The sequence below is a fragment of the Bombilactobacillus mellifer genome (assembly GCF_000970795.1).
In the GTDB taxonomy this organism is placed as follows: Bacteria; Bacillota; Bacilli; order Lactobacillales; family Lactobacillaceae; genus Bombilactobacillus; species Bombilactobacillus mellifer.
Genome location: NZ_KQ034028.1, coordinates 36,070 through 58,121, shown reverse-complemented (window position 1 = coordinate 58,121; position 22,052 = coordinate 36,070). Strand labels below are relative to the sequence as shown.

The following is a 22,052-nucleotide window of genomic DNA, read 5'->3' as shown; positions in this document are numbered from 1 at the left end:
TGGGCTTAATTTGACAGTTGTTGAACGATATCCTTCAAGGTTTGTACTCCGCCAACATTGCCGGGAAAGACTACATAAGCAATATTAGGAAACTTGGTTTCCGATCCCGTAATCCAGACCGGGATCCCTGGAGCTACTTGTCCGCCCACCAGCGCTTTTTGAATTCCGAGACCTTGAGTAGCAATATCGCTGGAAGTAATCCCACCCTTGGCAATAATAAAACTCGGTTTAAATTCCAGTTCCTGCACAATTTTGGTGACATAACTGGAGATTTTCGTAGATAGTTTTAATTCTTCATCTTTTTGATTACCCGGTAATTCTAAGCGCTTCCGGCTGGTATAAACCACCACATTGTGTCCCGCCTTTAACGCAGTTTCGGTCGCCTGCAACACCCGTTGGAATTCGGTATCCATTTGTGGCGGATCTAAGACTAATTGAGTATGAAACTCAATACCCGTAATGTTCGGTAATTGCAGTAAAGCTTTTAATTGCTCCGTCGTTTTTTGGACATGCGAGCCGACAATCACCAAGCCGCCGGTTGTCACTTGATCATCTGCAATATCCTTCCGTTGCAATAAAGGAATATCTGCAATATTACCAATGACTTTGGTAAAAGCTGCTGCGGTGCGGAACAGATAGTTTTTGCCTTGCGCCATGGCTTCTACAATAGCGGCAATCGCCACTTGGGCATCCGCATAACTGGCCGCATTGACAATTAATTTATTAAAATTCTGCAATTGTTGCAGCTGATGCACTAAGGGTTTCAAATCGTATTGGCGTTCCGCGGCAATACTGATGCTTTGCACTTGATCAGCCGGAAACTGGCCGTCAGTTTTTTCGGCCACGTAATCTTTCATATTAGAAAAATGGTACCCAAATTGGCGATCGTGGGCAAATTCGGTTTGCGCTGCGGGAATTAATTGCTGACCATCTAAAACATAATGAATATCATTAATCGTATAACGCCCGCCCTCTAAGAAGAAAGGCATTAAAATTTCGCCATCAAACTTCTTATTGGATTGAGCTTCAATGGTTTCCTTCAAAACTTTTGTTTCTAATGGAAAATGACCCCGTAAAGTAGAATCGCTGCGACTCACTAAAATAAAATCTTGTTGGCATTCCTGGCTAACCTGCACTAAATTATGAGCAATGGTCGTATGCAGGGCTTTAGTTTCTGCCGGCGTTAAACTGCGCGAATTCGTTAATATATAAAACATTTGATGTGAATCGTTAAACGCTTGCCGCAGAGTAGCTGGATCCCAATGAGTGTAGACAAAGATATCATGGACGGTTTGGGTCCCTGTCGGATCATCATCTAAAACCACAATTTTTTGATGCAAGTGCTTCAAGGCCTGGGTAATGAGCGCGTGGGCGGTTTGCGGATGCTCTGGCGGTAGACTTTGGAGTAATTGCTCTTTATTTTGTATTTGATCAGTCATATGCATTATTGTCCTCGTTGAACGGTGACACCGGCAATTTGTTCAAAATATTTAACAATTGCCCCATGATCTTCATTCAAATGCCCTTGGGCTTTCAAAGAGTGGAAAATTTCTAACAATTCACTCGATAAAGGCATCGGCACATCTAAATCGTGGGCGGTTTTCATGACGTTAGTAAGATCTTTCATGTTGATTTTAATGGAACCGCCGGGTTTAAATTGCCGGTCTAAAATCAACGGGACTTTCGCATCTAAGACACTGCTGCCGGCTAGACCGCTCCGAATGGCATGATACATTTTATCAATATCAATTCCCGCCTTGCTGGCCAAAACTAATGCTTCCGACATGGCGGCAATATTTAAGTTAACCATTACCTGGTTGGCTAATTTAGCCGTCGTGCCGGCTCCGGTATCACCCACACGCGTCACTTCACCACCAACAGTTTGTAACAATGGCAAAGCTTCCTTAAAGACTGATTCTTCACCGCCGACCATGATGGCTAGATTACCAGCTTGCGCGCCGGTTTCGCCGCCGCTTACCGGTGCGTCCAAAAACCGCACTTGTTGTTTGGCTAATTTTTGGGCAATTGCGCGTGACTCGGTTGGTGTAATCGAACTTTCATCGATCACGGTACTGCCTGGTTGTAAAGAAGCAGCCACCCCTGCTGCTCCAAATAAGGAATCGTTAACAATTTGGGCCGTAGGTAACATGGTAATTATCCACTGGGTCTTCGCCCCTAAATCACTAGCTTGGTGCACTAATTGCACCCCATTAGCGGCTGCCTGCTGACATGCCTTTTCGGCTACATCAAAACCATAGACTGTAAAACCACCTGCGACTAAATTTTTTGCCATGGGTCCGCCCATAATGCCTAAACCAATCACTCCTACTGTTTCCATAGCTTTGCTCCTTCACTGAAATGGTCTTTACGCATGTAACTCCAAGACCGTAAACTACGACGAACTATCCTTCAAAAACTATATTATTCTGGACAACTTTTTGTAGCCTATAAAATTACCTCACTTTATTTTGAATTTAGTGAACTTCTCTGCCTTCCCAATATTAGGTTAAGCGCTTACACCAAAGATGTCAATGATCGCCTTAATTATGCCTCCACCAAAAAGGCCCCCGACTTAGAAGGATTGATGAACTTTTGAGAATGGCTGGACTCCAGATGAATCTTCTAGCAGCCAAGTATCGAAGATACAAAAAAAGCCGTCTTAATAGACGACTTGTAAAAAAATTAACTGGTTTTGGATTAATACCAGCCATTAGCTTGCCAAAATTGCTTAGCAGCTGTCCAAGAACCGTAACGAGAAGAAACATAATTATTAGCTACCCGGTCTTGGTTAGCTGGTGAATAATCACCATTTAAATAAGCGGCAGACATTTGATACTTGCCAATGTAAGCACCGTTATTAGCAGTATAAGAACCACCAGACTCACGAGCTGCAATCCATTCCCGGGCAGCAGCATCGTCACCTTGATAATCAGCTGCAGGAGCATAATTGGTAGCCGGTGCAGTCGTAGCAGCCGCTGTAGTGTTGGCAGCCGGAGCTGCTGGTTGATTAGCGGCAGCTGTTGTGGTAGCGGCAGTATTTTCTTGGGCTGCAGCTTGTTGTACTGTGTTGGCTTCAGGTGTTGATTGAACTTCACTTGGAGTAGCAACAGCTACTTGACCATCATCTTTGAAGATTAACTTTTGACCTACATAAATCAAGTTGACATCGGCAATATTATTATCGGCAGCAACTTGATCCATCGAACCTAAACCCTTACCGGTTGCTGTTAGGATTTCCGATAGGGTATCCCCGGATTTAACCGTATAGATAGTATCAGCATGAGCAACACTGGCAGCACCGAAAAAGGTCATTATACTTAAAGCTGCAACAGTTGCTAACTGTTTAATTTTCATATAGTTGAATTCTCTCCTTTAAAAACTATCAATCTAGAATAGAGGTTTATGAAAGCCTTGCTAACTTTCAACAGCACATATAGTATCAGACCAATGTTACAAGAATGTTTAAATCAGGTTATAAATTCGCGGCATTGTTAAGAAAATGTTACAAAACCGGTATACAGATTCAATGAAGCGTTCTTCTTATTCTTAAAGAGATGGCTTGAGAACTGCATTTAGCAGGGGCACTTGGGAAATGATGACCACAAGTGAAATTGTTACAAATACCGCTATTCAGCTTGAATATTTTATCGCTTTTTTCCCAATTTTTTCAATTATCTAAGCAGAAAAAAACACTATAAAAATACACAATAGCTTGATTTCATAGGCTTTATATTGGTTTAAAGAGTCTGTAGCACAATGAAAAATTTCATACATCAAAAAACGCCCGTACCAATTAATAAATCAGTGGGGTGTTTTTGCTATTAATTTTCCTGGAAAAAATCAAAAATCTATTTCATACCCTGGGCTGGAGATAAAGTTGCTAGTGAGCGCTCAGTGTTAGGCAAAAATAACTGCCACGATGATGCTGATCTGGAGCCTCTAGCCACAACTTGGACAGTTAACTTGTCTCAGTTTCCAAAAGCTAGCCTGCTCCCCTCGGGTTTAACCAGGCAGCCGCAGGCCGAATTTACTTTTAGTCCGTAGAAGGAAGTCCTTGCGGATAAAACATTACTTTATTGTAGCTTTGCGCATGGGTTGTAATCATTTGAAACGCAGCTTGAATATCATCCAGGGCAAATTTATGCGAGATTAAATCTTGGAGCGTAATTGTCTGTTTATTTACCAAAGCAATGGCTGCACTCCAAGCTTTGCCTGGAAACGGTGCACTGTAAGAATTCCAGCAGCCATGCAGCGTTAATTCATGTCGGAAAATATTTTCAAAGGCTCGTTGATGCAACATCACATCCGCATAGGCAATGCCTACATACAAAATTTTACCGCCTCGTTTGGTGACCAGTAGGGTTTGTTCTTCGGTAATTTGCGAACCCGCACATTCAAAAACAATATCCGCACCTAAATTGGCGGTATATTGTTGAATTTGTTTTTCTAAATCTTCTTGCCGGGAGTTGACTACATGACTACAACCTTCGTTCAAACCGGCTTGTAATTTTTGCGCATCAATATCCACGCCGATAATATTGGTCACACCACTGGCTTGCAGCAACCGCACGATTAAGTCACCAATAGTGCCCAGACCAAAAACAATCGCCGTATCCCCCACTTGCGGCTGAGCTTTGAGCAGCGCATGCACTGCTACTGCCAAGGGTTCAATCAAGGCTCCTTCTTCATAGCTCATGGTTCCAATATCTAATACATTCCGGGCAGGTACTGCCACATACTGTTCAAAACCGCCGGGTTCTTGTTGGCCGAGCATCGAATAGTGCGGGCACATTTGAAAGTAACCACTTTGGCAATAATAACAATGAAAACACGGCTTAAACGGAATCACGGCGACCCGTTGTCCAACTTTGAAGGTACTAATCTGCGCTCCTAAAGCAACTATTTGACCTGCAAATTCATGGCCCATAATCGCCGGATAACCATATTTCCAACCCTGAATCATCTTATGACTATCCGAGCCGCAAGTCCCCGCAGCCATGACTTTGACGAGGACTTCTTGGGGCCCTATGTCGGGCTGAGGAATATCTTTAATTGAAAATTGGTTTAAAGCTTCGAGCACTGCTGCTTTCATAAGATTGCCTCCACATATTAAAAAAAGGGTATTTGTGTGTATCTTGTATTGTTTCAAAAAAATTATAATTATCGTATACATTTAAAATGGCATTAATGACCGCTAGATAATCATCATCAGATTGCAAAGCGACAAAGAGTAAAAATTGCACTTTATTTTTGGAGTCAAAACCAATCCCTTTTTGGGCATAGACTAAACCAATCGTATCTGCCAAGACCGAATGGTTGTTTTGAGCATGCGCAATCGCTAAATTATCGCGCAAAACAATATACGGACCATAACTCACAATATTATTGATCGCCGCTGTCCAATAAGAATGCTTAATATATGCGTGCTTTTGTAACAATTTTCCAATCATTAAATATGCGGTTTCCCAATTTAAAAACTGCGACGTAAAAATAGTATTTTCAGGGTGTAATAACCGTAAAAAAGGATTTGAGGAAGTCAGTAATTGGTAATCTTGTTTGTGGCGCTCAATTTTTTGATTCTTTTGTTTTTTAATCAAAGTGGCTAAAACGTGATACTTAACAAGTCCAATATCTTCAATATTGATAGTCGGCGATACTTGTACACAGAAGGTATTTTCCAACTGAAAATTAAAGGTACAAATGACTAAATCAACCTGTTGTAATAAAGCTCGCGCCTGGGCATCTAATTTTTTGAGAGTATAAACCCCAATAATTTCTAAATTATGAATATTTTCGACTTGTAAGCGAATATATTTGGCTTCGGCATAACTGACAGTGGTTAAAACTGCCGCCTGCACTTTGACCGGATTGCGGTCATTGGAAGTTCGATACAACGACGAGGCAATATGCACTGTAATGGATAAAACTAAGGAATGAGAAATTTTAAAACCCAAAAAATCTTCAATGATTTGTTTATTGCGATAAACACTTTGTAAAACATAGCCGTAATCGTTATAAAAATCCGCAAAACTGGTCACATGTTGGATAAAACTATTAGTCGTTTGTGTAAAAGAGCGAATATGTTCTGTCAGATCAGCAATTAATTTTTGATCCTGTACCGTTTCAATTTCTAAATCTTGATCTACAGCACTCAAGAAATGAATCACCATGACAGATAATTCGGATTTATTATAAGTGTCATTAGTTTGTTGGATCTGTAAATATAACCGATACAATTGATTAGCCAAGTAGCATTCTTCCGCTAAGGGCACGGCCAGCTGTGTCTGATGTAAATCGGCTTGCACTAACTGCAATATTTGTTGGTTCAACACCGGCTGCGAGGAGTCAGCTGCAAGGTTTTTATGACTGGCTACCCGATTTAATGTTACAAAAACGGTTACCGCAATTTGCGTATAGTTCAGTTGGGAGGATTGTTTTGGATGCAATTGTTTAATTTTTTGTACAAGAATAGGTAAACTGAGCGTTTGGTTGACGGTGTAGATCTTGAGCACGGCTGTTTTTAAAAAGAGACTATTAGTATTCATCAAAATTTGTTGCAATTGTTCATTGATCTCATGGCGGATGATTTCTTCGGAGCTATATCGTAAACGAATCCCCTTGCGTTTTTCCGAGACAATGTTTAAATCAGTGGCATATTTTTGTTGTAGTTGAACTTTTAAATGACGAATATCTTTAATAATCGTATTGCGACTGACAGCTAATTTTTGACTCACTTGCGCCATGGTCATGACGGGATAAACACTCAGATAAGCAAAAATTAGGTATAGCCGTTCCGAATTATCATAAGCATAATAATAAGTATCTTGTTTAATGGCCGCATAAATGGCCTGTTTTTCTTTTTTAGGGATCACAATCAGACTATCTTTCAAAGTCAGCTCGGTAATTTGCGCTGCTTTTAAAAAAATATTAATACTTTTTAAATAGTCGTATATGGAAGATTTATTCAAATTCAACAAGGTTGCTAAAGTATCAACATTAACAGTCTCCACGTTCATACTTAACATTTCCTCAAGCATTATTGCTGATTTGCGATTCATAAACCGCTCCTTTACTTAAACAATATTAAGGATTGCTATTAGCGTGTCACATTTACGCAATACGCATTAGTTTCCATCATTTCTAAGAGTTCATTGCAGTCATAAAGGGAAGCGCCGCCAATAATAATGCCGTGTTTATTTAAAATAGCCCCATAGGCCATAATTTCTAAATTGGTAAGTTGGGTACTTTGTTGAATAAATTTGCCGACTTCATCAGCCAATAATTGGGTTGTAGCCGGTTGATAAGGCAAACACGGAATCTGATCGGCACCTAAATAAGTCAAAGCTTCGGTAACTACCGGCATACTTTCACCCTTAGCAGCAAAGACCATTAAGTCTTTGGGATGAGCATGCATGACTGCCTTGATTCGCGGATCGCGCTGATAAAATTGTTGATGCATATTAATTTCGCGCGTTAATTTGCCAGTTCCTTCTAAGATGTGGGCTTGATCATCAATTAATAAAACGTCTTCTGGCTGCATATCCCATAATTTATGCACGGACATCCCGGTCGCCGAAACTAAAAATTCCTTCTCTGCTACCTGGATGGAAAAGTTGCCCCCTACTGCATTGGTTAATTGGCGGTCATAAACGGATTTAGCAATCCGACAAAGATCTTTTCTTTCTTCTAAATATTTCATAACTATCCCTCTTTTCCTTTGGTATCATCAGCCCAAGGCTGTAAGACAATCTTATTGGCTTGCCCTGTTTTCATTAAATGAATGGCTGTAGCTAACTGATCTAAAGGCATCGTCTGGGAAATAAATTTCTCAGCGTTAATTTGATGGGAAACCACCATGTCAAACGCTTTTTTTACTTGCAGTGTATTGGCGCCATAATGTCCATAAACCCAAATGCCATGATAATGTAAATAGTTGGTATCAATTTGGGTTAAGGCCTTTTTAGCAACACCGCCAAAGAACACTAAAGTACCATTGGGCTTGACTAAATAAACCGCACTGGTTTGGGCTTTGGTCGAGGGATTAGCCGAAATGACCACATCTGCTCCCTGCTGATCGGTCAATTCATGCACTGCCTGAATGGGATCTTGGGTTTGACTATTAATCATGTGAGTGACTCCGAAAGCCTGAGATTCTTGCAACCGCTGTTCATTCAGTTCAATCATAATCACCTGACTCGCCCCTCGCATGCGGGCGACTTCGGCATGTAAACACCCGATCGGGCCGGCGCCAATAATGACCACAGTTTGTCCCAGGCGCACTTGAACATTTTCTTGGCAAGCGTACACCGAGGACAGTGGCTCGGACATAACGGCTTGTACAAAAGGAACATCATCCGGAATAGGATAAATATTCGGTCCTTCCACTCCCCAGGAAGGTACCGCCATGTATTGTGCAAAACCACCTTGGGTTTGATCATAAGTCCGATAATTAGCACATAAATTACTCAAACCAGCCCGACAGTATTGGCAATGTAAGCAAGGCACTCCCGGATAGACATATAACCGCTGTCCAGGTTGAAATTTAGTACATAAAGCGCCGACTTGCGTCACGGTGCCCACCACTTCATGACCATAAATATGCGGATACTTCCCGGCACAAGAATCTGTCGTTAGATTTCTAATATCCGAACCACATAAGCCGACCGCTTCCACTTTTAATAGCAGACCACCTGCGTCAATCGAGGGTTCAGGTATTTCTTCAATCCTGATGTCATTCGGACCATACATTAAACCAGCTTTCATGGAAAACCTTCCTTTCTAATTCGTTGTTATCAAATTATTTTTTAACAAATCACAAATGGCTGCATTATTGGCAGAACTTAACAATTGTTGAATTAAAGTTTGCTTTTGAAACATGGTCATTAAACGTTGTAAAATTTTCAAATGATTGCCACTATTATCCAGTCCTAACAACAAAACAAAGGAAACATTCAAAGTTTGTTGAGGATCTTCCATTTTATGAAAGAGTAATGGTTGTTGTGGCCGGACGAAAAAAATAAAACTTCTTTTAATAAATTGTGGATCAGTATGCGGGATAGCCACTCCGCAACCTTGGAGCTGCATGCCGGTAGGAAACTGCGCTTCCCGCTGGATAACCGCTTTCAAAAATGGCTTTTCAATATACTTTTTTTGTTGCAAAACGTCAGCCATAAACCGAAACAAGTCGGTTTGCGTTGTTAAATTGATATCAGTAAATATCAAAGATGGATCAATTATTGCTTGCACCAATAAACACCTGCTTTGGATTATTAGATTTCATAAATTTATTGTATTCAAGCTAATTTTGATTATAAAGTAACGTTTTTCAAATCTAAGATTTGTAGATTTGTGCTTGTGAGTGGTTTGGGGACTTTCTATACTGAATCTAAATTAATTGCGTAAGGAGTAAAGATCATGCATAAACAACCTATCAAAATCCTCATTGCTTGTGGCAGCGGAATTGCCACTTCCACAGTAGCTCAAGAAAAAGTTAAAACCATTCTGGATCGGCACAATATTAGTTATGCCATTCAAAAAAGTTCTATTTCGCAAATTCCTTCTTTAGAAAAGGATGTGGATTTAATTTTGGTGACTTCTAAATATACCAGTCCCATAAGCAAGCCGATTATTGAAGTTTTCGGATTGTTAACGGGCATTAACACCGCCGCTATTGAAAATCAAATTATTCAAACCATCACGGACATCAATAATAAAGAAGGGAAATGATCTGAATGAAAGAGATTTTGGATGTCATTCAAAATATATTAAATCTTGGTGCCGCAGTCATGCTGCCTATTGTGATCACGATCCTAGGGCTTATTTTTCGGATGAGTTTTGGTAACGCTTTCAAATCTGGGCTGCTGGTCGGTATTGGTTTTCAAGGCCTCTCATTAACCATCGATTTATTAACTAAATCTGTCCGGCCGGCGGTGGCTTATTACAAACATTTAGGCCAAGGCTTTACGACAGTCGATGTCGGTTGGGCAGCGGTCGGCGCCGCTTCTTGGGGAGTTCCTTTTGCCGCGTTAGCTGTTTTATTAATTGTCTTAATTAATTTCATTTTGATCATGACGAAAGTCACCAAGGTGATGAACATTGACATTTGGAACTATATTCACTTTTTAGTCCCGGGGACCTTGGCCTATGCGCTGTCAGGCAGTTTTTGGTTAGGTTTAATTATTACGGTCGGCCTTTCTGTCATTTCATTAATTGCGGGGCAGATTGTGGCCCCCAAATGGGAAAAATACTACGGTTTAGAGGGTACTACTTGCACCACTTTATCCTATATTATTCTGGCTTACCCGATTGGACTATTCACTAATTGGCTGGTGGAACATATTCCGGGGTTGAATAAAATTCACATTAGCATGGGACAAATCGATAAAAAATTAGGCTTTTTAGGTAATCCCGCCGTGATCGGGGTCATTGTCGGTATTTTTTTAGGCATTATGACCAAACAATCATGGCAAACTGATTTAACTATTGCGATGGGCATTAGTTCTGTGCTTGTGCTGATTCCCAAAATGGTTAGCGTTATGATGGAAGGTTTATCGGCAATTGGCGATGCAACACAAACCTTTATGCGTAAAAAAGTGGGTTCGGATTCCAAATTATATATTGGCATGGATGTGGCCTTATCACTGGGTGATCCGACGAATGTCACCGTTTCGGTCTTGTTGATTCCCGTGGCTATTTTATTTGCTTTTTTGATCCCTCATATGAATTATTTTCCAGTGGGCATGTTAACCAGTATTGTGTATATGATTCCGCTGGTTTCTTTAGCCTGTAAAGGAGATTTATTCAAGACAATAATTGGCAGTGTAATTATGCTGTTGATATCTGAAATCGGAGCCAATGTCTTTTCACCTGAAGCAACGGCGATGATGCATGCTACAGGTATTAAAGTTTCTGGCATGGTCACAGATGGCTTTTTTGGATATAATCTGCCCAATGTCATTATTAGTATCATCCATCGACTATTGGTCTAATGACTTCCTAGAAGCACAACCATTTAACCTTGAGATCGGTAGCTTGTCATTGGATAAAAAAAGCGCAATTGCTGTTTGATAACAACAATTGCGTTTTTAGTTTCCTTGGATATTTTAAAAGCCATTCAGTTAATCAATGAGTCGCTTACAAAAAGGATACGCTGTGAGTTCGCTAAAAAGAATGGCATTATTAGAAAATTAATTGCTACATATTATCCCGCAGTCAACTTTGCTCGAGAGTTTCATCTTTGAATTGCTGTTGGCAAGCTACACCTCGGGACCCGCAGTCTTGGCGCTAGGAGGGCGAACCGCCAATTTGTAGGAGCTATTTCCAGAATTTTTTGCTTTCTGGATGCTGAAAGCGTATGCTAAAGGTAAGTAATACACGAGGGGTGCCTTACGGCTGAGAAAGACCCTTTGAACCTGTTAAGTTAAGACTTGCGGAGGGACGTGTACGTGTTTGTATAACTACTGTCATCCCCGAAGAGATGACAGTTTTTTTTTATGATTGGAAAGAGAGGATCACTCATGGAATATGAACTACTTTCTCAATTACGACAACAAAATCCAGTTGTTTTGAACATTTCGAATTTTGTCACTGTTCAAGATGTGGCTAATGGTTTAAACGCTTTAGGAGCTTCTCCCATTATGTCCCAGGAAATAAAAGAAACGGCCGCTATGGTGGATATTGCTCAAGCAGTGCAATTAAATTTAGGGGCTTTTACCCAAACAGAAGTTGCCCATTTGCGCCAAATGGGAATAACTGCTAATCAAGCGCAACGGCCCGTTGTTTTAGATCCGGTCGCTGTGGGAGCAATTGCCTATCGTTTACAAGTCGCACAACAATTACTACAGGAAATGCACGTCAATATTATTCGGGGAAACGCCGGTGAAATTGCAGCACTAGGTGGTTTTGCTTGGCAAAGTCAAGGTATCGATGCCGGTCAAGGAGCTGGCGATTTAATTGAAATCGCGCAAACAACCGCCCAACGCTTTCACTGTGTTGTAATTTTAAGTGGTGCTACTGATATCGTAACTGATGGTCAACGAGTCACTGAAATCTATAATGGTACTCCTATGCTTGCTGTACATGTCGGTTCTGGCGATATGCTGTCCAGTGTCACCGCAGCCTTTGCTGCTGTTCAGAGTGAGGATTATTATGAAGCCGCCCGGATGGCCACTCTAACCTTTGGTACTTGCGGGCAATTAGTGATGCAACACCAGCCCGATTGCGGACCGGGTAGTTTTCTTCCTGCTTTTTTGGATCAATTATATCAAATTCAAGTAGAAGAACTGCAACAAATGGCGGATTTTCAAGAAGTAAGGAGCTAATTTTATGGATAATGAAATCAATAGTTTCCCGCAAGTCTTAACTATTGCCGGAACCGACTCAGGTGGTGGGGCCGGGATTATGGCTGATTTGAAGACTTTTCAAGCGCGCCATGTCTTTGGTACAGCGGTGGTCGTAGCTGTCACTGCCCAGAATACTTTAGGCGTCCAAAATTCGTTCATGCTACCTAAAGCCATGATTGATGATCAATTTGCTGCTTTAGCAGACGACTTGCATATTCGTGCCTGTAAAACCGGCATGTTGGGTGATGCTCAGCATGTCCGCTGGGTCGTTGCTAATTTAAAAAAATATAATTGGGGACCGGTCATTGTAGATCCCGTAATGGTGGCTAAAGGCGGTGCCGTGCTGTTAGATCCTGATGCCATTCAAACCGTTCAACAACAATTACTGCCCTTAGCTACCTTAATTACCCCCAATCTCCCAGAAGCTGAGCAACTAACTAATCAAAAAATCACTACCCAAAAAAATATCCAACAAGCTGCCCACCAGCTCCAAGAATTAGGCGCCCAAAATGTTTTAATTAAAGGCGGACATCATCTGGCACAACAAGTGCAAGATTATGTCTTACTGGCAGATGGCTCCGACTTTTGGTTAGAGGCCCCGCGCGTAGACACGAATCGGACTCATGGTACCGGGGACACTCTTTCAGCCTGTATTGTCGCTGAATTGGCACAAGGCCATGATTTAACTACTGCCATTCGCTGCGGCAAACAATATGTCACCGCCGCCATTAAACATACGATTCAAGTAGGACATGGTCACGGACCGCTGAATCATTGGGCGGGCCAGAAAGAAGGTCTGACGCATGCAGAAATTTAATCCCCGGATTTTACAAGCTTATTTTATTTGTGGCAGTCAAGATGTGCCCGGTTTGGATTTAGTTAAAGTGGTTCAACAAGCTCTGGCGGCCGGTATCACTGCCTATCAATTTCGCGATAAAGGTCCCCACTCTTCTTATAATATGGATCAACGAGCGCAAGTGGCAGCGCAATTACGAGAATTATGTCAAAAAGCCCAAGTTCCTTTCATTGTCGACGATGATGTGCAATTAGCTCAAACGCTGCAAGCAGATGGACTTCACCTCGGGCAAAACGATACTGCTATCCAAGAAGTCATTGACAAAGTAGGCTCCCAAATGTTTATTGGTTATTCTTGCTCCAATCTCACCGAAGTGCAAGCCGCCAATCAGATTGCAGGCATTGCTTATTATGGTTGTGGCCCCGTTTTTGCTACGCAATCCAAGGCCGATGCTAACCCGGTGATTGGTTTAAATGGCTTACAGCAATTAGTCCAAACCGCCCATCGCCCAGTGGTGGCTATTGGTGGCATTACGAGTGGAGACTTACCAGCCATTGCTGCCACCAAGGCTGCCGGCAGTGCCGTTATTTCCATGTTGGCCCAAAGTTCAGATTATCCAGCCACTGTCCAACAGATGCTTCAAACGCCTTGGCAAGTACCTGCCAACTAGTACATCTACGAGGCTTGATGTCGGTTTTTTCTCTCCGGCCGCATTGTTTGAAAATTTGAATGGGACACCCCCAGCCTCCGCCGTGCTCTGCAACGTCAGTGAGTTTCTTTATAACGGTAAGTTCTATATAATAAGGCTCAGGAGGTGCTTAATAGTAAGATGCTATTATCTCTACCACTAATGCCTTACAGTTTATCCGTTTTTAATAATTTGCCTATAAATTCTTGGTCTTAAATTTCAACCACATCAGAACCGCTTCTAATTCGTTAGAAGTGGTTGTTTTTATAGCAATAATTAATCCGGCAATCGCCCCAACGTTTGTGCAAATCGCAATTGAGCGAGAATTCATATAGAAAATCACCGTTCACTAGGAGGTACATTATGATTTTAGAACGCAACAATTTATTTAATATTCACCAGATGGAAAATCAGTTACGCGATTCCGACTTACAAGCTAATTTACAAGATTTCAAAGCCTTAATGCATTTATATCTCTTACGCCGGGCCGCCATCAAAGAAATTGGTACAAAATTGGAAAATTTAGATGACGAATATTCGATCGCTCACCAGCATAACCCAATTCACTTAATTGAAGAACGTATCAAAAGTCCCAGCAGTTTATTTGAAAAATTAACTCGCAAAGGCTGGGACTTTACTATTGAGAGTATTAATAAAAATGTCCTTGATATTGCGGGAATCCGGGTAATTACTAACTATTTGGATGATATTTATCAAGTAGTGCAAACTTTAATACAGCAAGACGACATCAAATTACTCCAACGCAAAGATTATATCAACCATCCTAAACCCAATGGTTATCGCAGTGTGCATATTGTAGTGACTGTGCCCGTCTTTTTGGCAGATAACACGCATAAAGAAATTCCCGTAGAAGTACAAGTCCGGACCATTGGCATGGATATGTGGTCCAGTTTAGAGCATAAATTACATTATAAAAACTTTGCCAATCATGAACGTGCCGCGGCACATACGGCTAAATTGAAAGATTATTCCCAAAAACTATACGATATTGAAGTGGGGTTGCAACAAATTGCTAAAGATATTGAAAAACCATAATTGTTTGTAGTTCCTGATTGGGCCTCTATGTGCAGTATTCCACAAGCAGAAAATTGACAGTAAATTAAAATAACATTAAAATTAAAAAAACAAAAAGTGAGGTTACTATATGCGTCCAATTATTGCCATGACGGGCGACTCCTTAGTGGAACCTTCCGCCATTATTAATTTAAGGAACGCCGATATGGCGCCCAATATGATTAAAAATGCCATTGTCAAAACCGGAGGGGTGCCGATTATTTTACCGTTCCCCGAAGATGATTCTTTATCAGACACACTGGCCCAGGCAGCTGTTGCTACTTTTGATGGTCTGATTTTACCAGGGGGGCCAGATGTCGATCCCACCTTGTATCACGAAGAACCTATTCCCCAAATGGGCCGGGCGACTTATCCGAAAGATCTTTTCGAATTGGCTTTAATTAAAGCCACTATCGCAGCTCAGAAACCGATTTTAGCTATTTGCCGGGGCATCCAAATTTTAAATGTGGCTTTAGGGGGAACTTTATATCAAGATTTAGCGGCCCAAAATCCCCAATCCACGATTCGCCATGCCCAAGCCGCACCGGGTCAATATCCCACTCATCATATTAAAATCCAACCGGAGTGCGCTTTGGCTCAAATATTTGGCACCCAAGCTTACGTCAATTCGCGGCATCATCAAGCTATCAACCAAGTAGCACCAGGATTAAAAGTAACTGCCACCGCATACGATGGCGTCATTGAAGCAGTCGAAAGTACCTCAGAGGTACCGATTATTGGTGTCCAATGGCACCCCGAAAACATGTGGCCCGAGCATCCCGAGCAATTAGAGCTGTTCGCTCAATTAGTACAACAAGCGCAAGCATAATTAATCTGGATCTTAGGGGAGAATAAAATGGTTGAAGAAAAAGCAAAAAATCAATTAGGATTTTGGAGTATTATTTTATTAGGAATTAACGGCATTATTGGTTCGGGGATTTTTCTATTACCCAATCAAGCTGCTAAATTAATGGGAACGGCCAGCATTTTTGTATTAATCTTTGATGGTCTCTTAGTAGTCAGTATCGCAATGTGTTTTGCCCAAGCCGCTAATTACTTTGATCGCGATGGCGGACCTTACTTATATGCTCAGGACGCATTTGGTGAGTTCATCGGCTTTGAAGTCGGCTTTATTACTTGGGCAGTCCGTATAATTGCCGAAGCGACGATGGCGGTGGCTTTTCAAACTGCTTTGGTAGCCACTTTCCCTAATTTGGCTCCTTATAAAGTTTTGATTGTCTCAATTTTAATTATCGGGTTGGCTTTAATGAATATTGCTGGCACGCATACTTCCAAAATTGTGATTGATGTGATTACGGTTTCGAAATTAATTCCTCTGGTATTATTCGTTGCAATTGGTATCTTTTTCATTAAGGGTGGTAACTTTACTCCACTTTTCCCTCATGGACATTATCAATCGGGTTCCTTTGCGAAAGCCGCTCTGGTGATGTTTTATGCCTTTACCGGCTTCGAAGGTTTGTCGGTGGCTGCCGGAGATATGACAAATGCTCGAAAAAATCTACCTAAAGCATTACTGGTGGTGATGTTATGTGTTACTACTTTTTATATTTTGATTCAAATTGTGAGCACCGGAATTTTAGGCAGCAAACTTGCGCAATCACCGGCTCCAATTCAAATGGCGTTTGCACAAATTGCCGGCGGTTTCGGTAATGCCTTAGTGGCTGCGGGGACTTTACTTTCTACGGGCGGACTGTTAGTCGCTTCCAGTTACATTACCCCGCGTTCGGGTGTGGCTTTGGCAGAATCTGGTATTATGCCACCTATTTTAGGCAAACGTAACCGTGTTAACGCCCCTTGGGTTTCTATTTTAGTAGGCATGGTGATTACCTTATTAATTGCCTGGTCGGGGACTTTTGGATTTCTCGCTCAAATCAGTGCCATTTCTCGTTTTGCCCAATATATCCCTACTTGTTTAGCTGTATTGGTATTTGCCAAAACTAAAAAACGTCGGCCTGAAGATTTTAATTTACCTTGGGGACCAGTCATTCCCATTGTGGCTATTTTAGTGAGTTTATGGCTATTAATTCAAGTGGACCACACCCAACTTCTCATTGGTTTAGGAGCTTTATTAATCGGTGTTCCGGTTTACTTCATTATGAAACTGACTCATCATTCTTCGAAAGTTTAAACCATATAGTAAAAATCACAAACCCGCAACTGGCATGAAAAAGCTCAGTTGCGGGTTTTTAAATTACAACAGTTCTACTTGAAAGCTAGGGTTGGTTACAACAAAAAGTTCGCATTTATGAGATCAAAATAGGCGGCTTCTAAGCCGCCTATCAAGGATTACCTTATTCTGCTACTTCTTGTAGTTTTTGATTGTCATCTAATTGGGAAACTCCCATTAAATGAATTTTTTGCAAGACCTGCATTGTGATCCACAATAAGATTAAGGAACCCAACGTGGTTAAAAGTAAGATCGCTATCGAACTAGTAACGGTGCTGGTCCCCAAACCGGAAGTAATAGCTTGCCGGAAACTTAAAATAGAATACGTCATTGGCAGATAAGGATGAATTACGTTAAAGAAATGATTGGTCACTTCCATTGGGAAGGTTCCGCCGGAACCACCTAATTGTAACATCAATAAGACCATGGCAATGAAACGTCCCGGATTGTCCAGTGCCATTGACAAGAACATAATAATGAACATCGAGCACAAGGCAAAACTGATGGCCGTGAGATAAAATTGTCCCACATGATCAACTGTTAAACCGCCGACCATGATTAAACTAGCCTCTAAGACACCCATAGCAATCGCTACAACGGTTCCGACCACCACTTTACTCCAGAACCAGGCGGTCGCGGATTTGCCGGCTTCGGAAACTTTACGGATCGGATAAGCAAAGTTGAAGACAATACAGCCCACATATAAGGCAACTGACAATACATAAGGTGCTAAAGCATGCCCATAATTAGGCACATGACTATATGAGGTATGCTTTTGTTTAGTTGGAGCGGCAAACATTGCTAAATTCTTAGGACTGATCTTGATCCCATTGACAGTCTGGGCACCATCAGTTAAGGATTGACTTAATTGATTAGTTCCTTGGTTCAATTTTTGACTACCAGCTAGTAGCTCGCCAGACTTGCTGTCTAACTGCGCTGTACCGGCGGCTAATTGATTAATACCACCGGTTAATTGACTACCACCGGCAGCTAATTGATTGATACCGCCAGTCAAAGTTGGTACGGCGGCATTTAACTGTCCTAAACTAGAGGTTAATTGACTGGCACCCCCAACTAAGCCAGGTTGTGTGCTGGTACCATTCAAAGCACCTTGAATACTGGAGACGCCCCCTGATAATTGCGTAATAGCACTTGTGGCTCCCGGTAAAGCTACATTAGATGCTTGCGATAATTGAGCTACCGCTCCTTGTAGTTGCTGCAATTGACCTTGAATACTATTTAAGTTTAAATTAGCAGTTTGCTTTTGCACATTGGTTAAGGTCTCGCCAATTTGAGCATCGGCAGTACCTGCTGCTTGAATATTTTTACCGACACTGGCCAAAGCCGTTTGCACCTGAGCTGTTTGTTGCTTACCTTGGTCACTAGCTTGATTCAAGCTTTGAGCCACGACCCCTTGCACTACTGCTTGTTGTTGCGGGGTTAATTGATTATCCGCCCCTAAATTGTCATTAATGGCTTGCATCATTTGACTTGTCATGGCTTGCGTATCCATGGTTTGACTACCACTATTTTGCAAGGATTGCAAAGTCTGGCCGGCTTGCGTCAAATTGTCGCCAATCGTAGTTGCCTGCGTGCCGACATTGCCTAATTGATTTTTCAAGCCATTAATCGCACTAAAATCAAACTGTTGTCCTTGCAATTGACTATTTAACTGCTGCAAGCCTGCATTAATCTGAGGCAAAGCAGCGGTCAATTGTTGCAACAGAGCTTGTTGGTCGCCAGAATTGCTGGCGGCTACAGCTTGCTGCAATTGTTGTAAACCGGCGCTTAATTGGCCGGAACCATTATACAGCTGGCCGATACCTGTAGCTAAAGGAGCGGTACTTTGCTGTAATTGATTTAAACCATTGACCATCGGTGTCACTTTAACATTGAGCGTCTGGACTCCGTTATTCACCTGCGATACGGCTGCTGTATATTGATTTAAACCATCATTTAAAGTAACTGTGCCGCTATCTAGTTGATTAGCTCCCTTAGCAGCTTTATCCATGCCTTTGCCCACTATTTTCAAGGCCTGAAACATTGCACTGGCATAAGCATTCGTTACAGCTGTTCGAATTTGTTTATCTAAACTGCTGACCCCAATGCCACTAATGACTTCTCCGATATAATTCAAAGAGTCATTGGTTTCATATTTCAATTCCATCTTCTTGGGATGCTTAGATAAAACTGTTGTGGCATTTTTCGAAAAATCTTTAGGAATCGTAATAATAGTGTAATACTCTTTATCTTTCAACCCTTGTCGTGCACGCGTTTTCGAAACGAAACGCCAACCTAATTGCTTATTATTTTTGAGTTTGTCAATGGTCTGATCTCCCACATTTAACGTGTGACCAGCATATTTGACTGGCTGATCTTCATTGACCACGGCAATGGGAAGTTCTTTAGTATCACCATATGGATCCCAAACTGATTTTAAGAAGAAAATTGAATACAAAAACGGAATAATTGTCATCACAATGACTGATAATAAAATTAATTTATTCCGTCCAATGAATTTCCACTCGTTCTTAATCATATTAAATCCAGATCTCCCTGAATAAGTTTTATTGTTCCTGAATCTCACTCAGTTGCAAAGTGAGTAATTCTTCAAATTCCCGTTGGCGCTGTTTGGGATCGGTGGGCAAAAAACCCATAATTTCGATTAAAGTAAAGCCCAGAACTGAACTAATGAGGGTTTGTACATAGGCATCATTATGCATTCGTTGCAATTTGACACTGGCAACTAATTTATTGAGTAAATCTAAGACCCGCGCCATGGCCTGATAAAAACTACTATCGTGTGCAAAATTATGCACATCATAGACTAATTCCACCATGCGGCCTTGACTCTCGAAGTAATCATGAGCAATTTCAGCGTATTTTTTAAAAGCCGCCTTGCCAGATAAACCAACGAGTCCTTCGACTACTAATTGATATAGATCATTCATAAAAATAGTTCCCACCTGACCCAAAAGATCATCCAAATTTTTAAAATGATTATATAAAGACTGCGAACGGACGTCTAATTTTTTGGCCAAGTTTTGAAAAGTTAAACTACTCAAACCTTCTTCAAACAAGATTTGTTGTGCCGTGGTAATAATCTGCTGTCGGTTAATACGTTGATTACTCGTTTTAAATCACCCCTTCATCTTGTAGCTTTAAAATTACAATGTGTAATATTAATACGATTGTCTCCCATTTTCAAGTGATTTTACAAAAAAATTTGCTGAAATTTTCTTTCAGCAAAAATAGTTTCAAGGACATTTGGTGGTAATAATAAGAAAATCTATGTTTTTATCTTAAATTAAAAGCGCAAATACTTGCATAGACGATGACTAAAGCATCGATTGCGCTGTTGAGTTGTTTGTAAAAATCTTCAGTGCATCAAATCCCAGATGAACTGACTAGCTTAGCTCTATGAAGCACAAAGTTATGTTCTTGAGCAATATGCTCAATGAGGTTCTAGCTAGTTCAATCTGTATAGGGCTGTTTATGTTGGTACTAAGATTGGCCTTCCCAGTTTTTCCCATCTTGTAATTGGATTTTAAGTATTAAAAAAGCACTCCTGCGAGTGCTGAAAATAAACTTTAAATTTCCTAATTCTTCCAAAATTTATTATTGTTTAAATTATGATCATCTACGTCAATATGTTTGATACGGGGTAATAAGAAGGAGGGTAAATCACATTCTGAAGATGAAAAGGCAAAGTAAACAAAAATTTTATCGTTCATAGAATACCAAGTACTTAAAACGATTTCGGCAAGATCTTTCCTTAAGTGATTATTATTCTTATCATTTTTATTTTCCCTTATAAATCCACTGTATTGTTTGTCTGTTTGAACAATAGCATTCATTAACTATAGCCAAAACAATAAACTTTTCTGTTGTTATCAAATATTTATAGGCTACTTTTATAAGCCTCGCTTTATCTTTAGTAGTAGATAATTGAAGTTTATTTACATCACGATCTTCTTTCTTAAGGTTCTTTTTATCATCTTCGTTCACTTCGTCAATTATTTGAAATTCAAGTTTAGAAACATAGACATTTTCATAATAATAGTTCCTTACTAAAATTTTCAGTTAAATTATCAACCCAATTGTTGTTGATCCAGATGAAATTACGTTATTCTCTTCAAATTTACTAGTTTTACCAGATTTAGCAATATTATCGATAACTTTAATATACGACAGAGCTTGAGCATATTATGAATTTCTTAAGCCGCATTCAATTAAATGATTTATATAACTATTTAAACTTACATTTTCTTCAGACGCTTTATTCTCTAGTTCTTCATGTAAACTTTTAGGAATTCTCAAAGTTATTCGTCCACTTTTTTTCAAATTATGCGGTAATGGAATGTTCTTTTTTTCTTCTAATCTAGAAGCAAACCATTCTCTTTTTGATTCCTCCAATTCATCTTTAATATCCTCCAAATTATCCACATATATTGTTAATCCAGGTAAATCAGGTACAGAGACCTTATAATAAGTATCTCCATCATCCTGGATTTTTAAAACATTCAATTGATAGTTCTCATTCATATATTTGTCTAGATTATTCATTATTAGCGTCCTTTCTTATAATATCAATCAATTCTAAGACATCTACTACATAAGGCTTTTTACAAGTTTGTGTCATGGCACTACTAGGGTTCTTTCCATTGCAGGAGGTGTAATAGAATAATGTGATCCACCGGTTGCGTTATTAACTTTACAACCAAACTGTTTACATAAAGTAGTAATACTTTCAAAATCAACATCTTTTTGTGATTCTTTAAAATGTTGCTATCTAGAAAGAAACGGCTGACTTATCCACTGTGGAAAAGTTTTTTCATCCCTGATGCTTGGAAGAATCGAAATAGCTTCTCAGCAGGTTAATTGCTGTCTAAAAGTGTCCAGTTACGCAACGCGAAAAGTTGGAGCAGCTCATGCTCAGCCATCCTAAGGTTCGCAGCAATGTGA

General features: G+C 40.5%; 20 protein-coding genes and 1 riboswitch. Of the genes, 8 read left to right on the top strand and 12 right to left on the bottom strand.

All coding sequences use genetic code 11. The annotated features are described in order from the left end of the window. Window positions 1-5: 5 nt before the first annotated feature. The 8 genes from JG30_RS00245 to JG30_RS00210 form a co-directional block, all read right to left on the bottom strand. The gene (locus JG30_RS00245) at window positions 6-1,439 is read right to left on the bottom strand and encodes a four-carbon acid sugar kinase family protein (protein ID WP_046317076.1); all 1,434 of its coding nucleotides are present in this window, start codon (window positions 1,437-1,439) and stop codon (window positions 6-8) included. A 5-nt stretch (window positions 1,440-1,444) separates the two neighbouring features. Then, window positions 1,445-2,338, bottom strand: a complete 894-nt coding sequence (locus JG30_RS00240) for an NAD(P)-binding domain-containing protein (protein WP_046315154.1) — start codon at window positions 2,336-2,338, stop codon at window positions 1,445-1,447. 359 nt (window positions 2,339-2,697) lie between these two features. Further along, window positions 2,698-3,354: an aggregation-promoting factor gene (gene apf, locus JG30_RS00235; RefSeq protein WP_046315152.1), complete on the bottom strand. Its 657-nt coding sequence runs from the start codon at window positions 3,352-3,354 to the stop codon at window positions 2,698-2,700. Window positions 3,355-4,033: 679 nt separating this feature from the next. After that, window positions 4,034-5,092, bottom strand: coding sequence for a galactitol-1-phosphate 5-dehydrogenase (locus JG30_RS00230; RefSeq protein ID WP_046315151.1), 1,059 nt, complete (start codon window positions 5,090-5,092; stop codon window positions 4,034-4,036). Then, complete coding sequence (locus JG30_RS00225; protein ID WP_046315150.1) at window positions 5,049-7,058, bottom strand: BglG family transcription antiterminator; 2,010 nt, start codon at window positions 7,056-7,058, stop codon at window positions 5,049-5,051. Before JG30_RS00225 ends, JG30_RS00230 begins: the two co-directional genes overlap by 44 nt. Window positions 7,059-7,096: 38 nt before the next feature. Continuing rightward, the gene (locus JG30_RS00220; RefSeq protein WP_046315148.1) at window positions 7,097-7,699 is read right to left on the bottom strand and encodes a class II aldolase/adducin family protein; all 603 of its coding nucleotides are present in this window, start codon (window positions 7,697-7,699) and stop codon (window positions 7,097-7,099) included. 2 nt (window positions 7,700-7,701) lie between these two features. Then, window positions 7,702-8,763, bottom strand: coding sequence for a zinc-binding dehydrogenase (locus JG30_RS00215; RefSeq protein WP_046315147.1), 1,062 nt, complete (start codon window positions 8,761-8,763; stop codon window positions 7,702-7,704). 15 nt (window positions 8,764-8,778) lie between these two features. Further along, window positions 8,779-9,246, bottom strand: coding sequence for a PTS sugar transporter subunit IIA (locus JG30_RS00210; RefSeq protein ID WP_179854002.1), 468 nt, complete (start codon window positions 9,244-9,246; stop codon window positions 8,779-8,781). A 168-nt stretch (window positions 9,247-9,414) separates the two neighbouring features. Between JG30_RS00210 and JG30_RS00205 the strand changes: the two genes are divergently transcribed. The 5 genes from JG30_RS00205 to thiE all read left to right on the top strand — a co-directional run bounded on the left by JG30_RS00205 (window position 9,415) and on the right by thiE (window position 13,807). After that, on the top strand, window positions 9,415-9,726 hold the full coding sequence (locus JG30_RS00205) for a PTS sugar transporter subunit IIB (RefSeq protein ID WP_046315143.1): 312 nt from the start codon (window positions 9,415-9,417) through the stop codon (window positions 9,724-9,726). Window positions 9,727-9,731: 5 nt separating this feature from the next. Then, window positions 9,732-10,988 (top strand): PTS transporter subunit IIC, encoded by a 1,257-nt coding sequence (locus tag JG30_RS00200; RefSeq protein WP_046315141.1) that lies wholly within the window; start codon window positions 9,732-9,734, stop codon window positions 10,986-10,988. 378 nt (window positions 10,989-11,366) lie between these two features. Continuing rightward, window positions 11,367-11,454: riboswitch (TPP riboswitch) on the top strand. Window positions 11,455-11,516: 62 nt separating this feature from the next. Continuing rightward, window positions 11,517-12,320 (top strand): hydroxyethylthiazole kinase, encoded by an 804-nt coding sequence (thiM, locus tag JG30_RS00195; RefSeq protein ID WP_046315140.1) that lies wholly within the window; start codon window positions 11,517-11,519, stop codon window positions 12,318-12,320. A 4-nt stretch (window positions 12,321-12,324) separates the two neighbouring features. Further along, entirely contained in the window at window positions 12,325-13,158 is an 834-nt protein-coding gene (gene thiD / locus JG30_RS00190; RefSeq protein ID WP_046315139.1) for a bifunctional hydroxymethylpyrimidine kinase/phosphomethylpyrimidine kinase, read from the top strand. Beyond that, window positions 13,145-13,807: a thiamine phosphate synthase gene (gene thiE / locus JG30_RS00185; protein WP_046315138.1), complete on the top strand. Its 663-nt coding sequence runs from the start codon at window positions 13,145-13,147 to the stop codon at window positions 13,805-13,807. Before thiD ends, thiE begins: the two co-directional genes overlap by 14 nt. 214 nt (window positions 13,808-14,021) lie before the next feature. Here thiE and JG30_RS09230 read toward each other — a convergent pair whose 3' ends face one another. Continuing rightward, window positions 14,022-14,156, bottom strand: coding sequence for a hypothetical protein (locus tag JG30_RS09230; protein ID WP_282433250.1), 135 nt, complete (start codon window positions 14,154-14,156; stop codon window positions 14,022-14,024). A gap of 32 nt (window positions 14,157-14,188) precedes the next feature. Between JG30_RS09230 and JG30_RS00180 the strand changes: the two genes are divergently transcribed. From JG30_RS00180 to JG30_RS00170, 3 genes are all read left to right on the top strand, one after another. Continuing rightward, entirely contained in the window at window positions 14,189-14,881 is a 693-nt protein-coding gene (locus tag JG30_RS00180) for a GTP pyrophosphokinase (protein ID WP_046315137.1), read from the top strand. Window positions 14,882-14,990: 109 nt separating this feature from the next. Then, on the top strand, window positions 14,991-15,728 hold the full coding sequence (locus JG30_RS00175) for a gamma-glutamyl-gamma-aminobutyrate hydrolase family protein (RefSeq protein ID WP_046315136.1): 738 nt from the start codon (window positions 14,991-14,993) through the stop codon (window positions 15,726-15,728). 27 nt (window positions 15,729-15,755) lie between these two features. Beyond that, complete coding sequence (locus JG30_RS00170) at window positions 15,756-17,048, top strand: APC family permease (protein WP_046315134.1); 1,293 nt, start codon at window positions 15,756-15,758, stop codon at window positions 17,046-17,048. Window positions 17,049-17,211: 163 nt separating this feature from the next. On the opposite strand, the gene JG30_RS00165 is transcribed toward JG30_RS00170, so the two are convergent. The 3 genes from JG30_RS00165 to JG30_RS00150 form a co-directional block, all read right to left on the bottom strand. Next, window positions 17,212-19,626, bottom strand: a complete 2,415-nt coding sequence (locus tag JG30_RS00165; protein ID WP_046315132.1) for a YhgE/Pip domain-containing protein — start codon at window positions 19,624-19,626, stop codon at window positions 17,212-17,214. A 28-nt stretch (window positions 19,627-19,654) separates the two neighbouring features. After that, window positions 19,655-20,188: a TetR/AcrR family transcriptional regulator gene (locus JG30_RS00160; protein ID WP_282433259.1), complete on the bottom strand. Its 534-nt coding sequence runs from the start codon at window positions 20,186-20,188 to the stop codon at window positions 19,655-19,657. A gap of 1,105 nt (window positions 20,189-21,293) precedes the next feature. After that, on the bottom strand, window positions 21,294-21,653 hold the full coding sequence (locus JG30_RS00150) for a toxin-antitoxin system HicB family antitoxin (RefSeq protein WP_046315126.1): 360 nt from the start codon (window positions 21,651-21,653) through the stop codon (window positions 21,294-21,296). Between the last annotated feature and the right edge of the window lie 399 nt (window positions 21,654-22,052).

Bases quoted from the DNA above. Each gene is read 5' to 3' on its own strand.
- JG30_RS00225 (WP_046315150.1), bottom strand. From the start codon at position 7,058: ATGAATCGCAAATCAGCAATAATGCTTGAGGAAATGTTAAGTATGAAC.
- JG30_RS00240 (WP_046315154.1), bottom strand. From the start codon at position 2,338: ATGGAAACAGTAGGAGTGATTGGTTTAGGCATTATGGGCGGACCCATG.
- JG30_RS00170 (WP_046315134.1), top strand. From the start codon at position 15,756: ATGGTTGAAGAAAAAGCAAAAAATCAATTAGGATTTTGGAGTATTATT.
- apf (WP_046315152.1), bottom strand. From the start codon at position 3,354: ATGAAAATTAAACAGTTAGCAACTGTTGCAGCTTTAAGTATAATGACC.
- JG30_RS00205 (WP_046315143.1), top strand. From the start codon at position 9,415: ATGCATAAACAACCTATCAAAATCCTCATTGCTTGTGGCAGCGGAATT.
- JG30_RS00200 (WP_046315141.1), top strand. From the start codon at position 9,732: ATGAAAGAGATTTTGGATGTCATTCAAAATATATTAAATCTTGGTGCC.
- thiM (WP_046315140.1), top strand. From the start codon at position 11,517: ATGGAATATGAACTACTTTCTCAATTACGACAACAAAATCCAGTTGTT.
- JG30_RS00245 (WP_046317076.1), bottom strand. From the start codon at position 1,439: ATGACTGATCAAATACAAAATAAAGAGCAATTACTCCAAAGTCTACCG.
- JG30_RS00230 (WP_046315151.1), bottom strand. From the start codon at position 5,092: ATGAAAGCAGCAGTGCTCGAAGCTTTAAACCAATTTTCAATTAAAGAT.
- JG30_RS00150 (WP_046315126.1), bottom strand. From the start codon at position 21,653: ATGAATAATCTAGACAAATATATGAATGAGAACTATCAATTGAATGTT.
- thiD (WP_046315139.1), top strand. From the start codon at position 12,325: ATGGATAATGAAATCAATAGTTTCCCGCAAGTCTTAACTATTGCCGGA.
- thiE (WP_046315138.1), top strand. From the start codon at position 13,145: ATGCAGAAATTTAATCCCCGGATTTTACAAGCTTATTTTATTTGTGGC.
- JG30_RS09230 (WP_282433250.1), bottom strand. From the start codon at position 14,156: ATGAATTCTCGCTCAATTGCGATTTGCACAAACGTTGGGGCGATTGCC.
- JG30_RS00180 (WP_046315137.1), top strand. From the start codon at position 14,189: ATGATTTTAGAACGCAACAATTTATTTAATATTCACCAGATGGAAAAT.
- JG30_RS00175 (WP_046315136.1), top strand. From the start codon at position 14,991: ATGCGTCCAATTATTGCCATGACGGGCGACTCCTTAGTGGAACCTTCC.
- JG30_RS00165 (WP_046315132.1), bottom strand. From the start codon at position 19,626: ATGATTAAGAACGAGTGGAAATTCATTGGACGGAATAAATTAATTTTA.
- JG30_RS00215 (WP_046315147.1), bottom strand. From the start codon at position 8,763: ATGAAAGCTGGTTTAATGTATGGTCCGAATGACATCAGGATTGAAGAA.
- JG30_RS00220 (WP_046315148.1), bottom strand. From the start codon at position 7,699: ATGAAATATTTAGAAGAAAGAAAAGATCTTTGTCGGATTGCTAAATCC.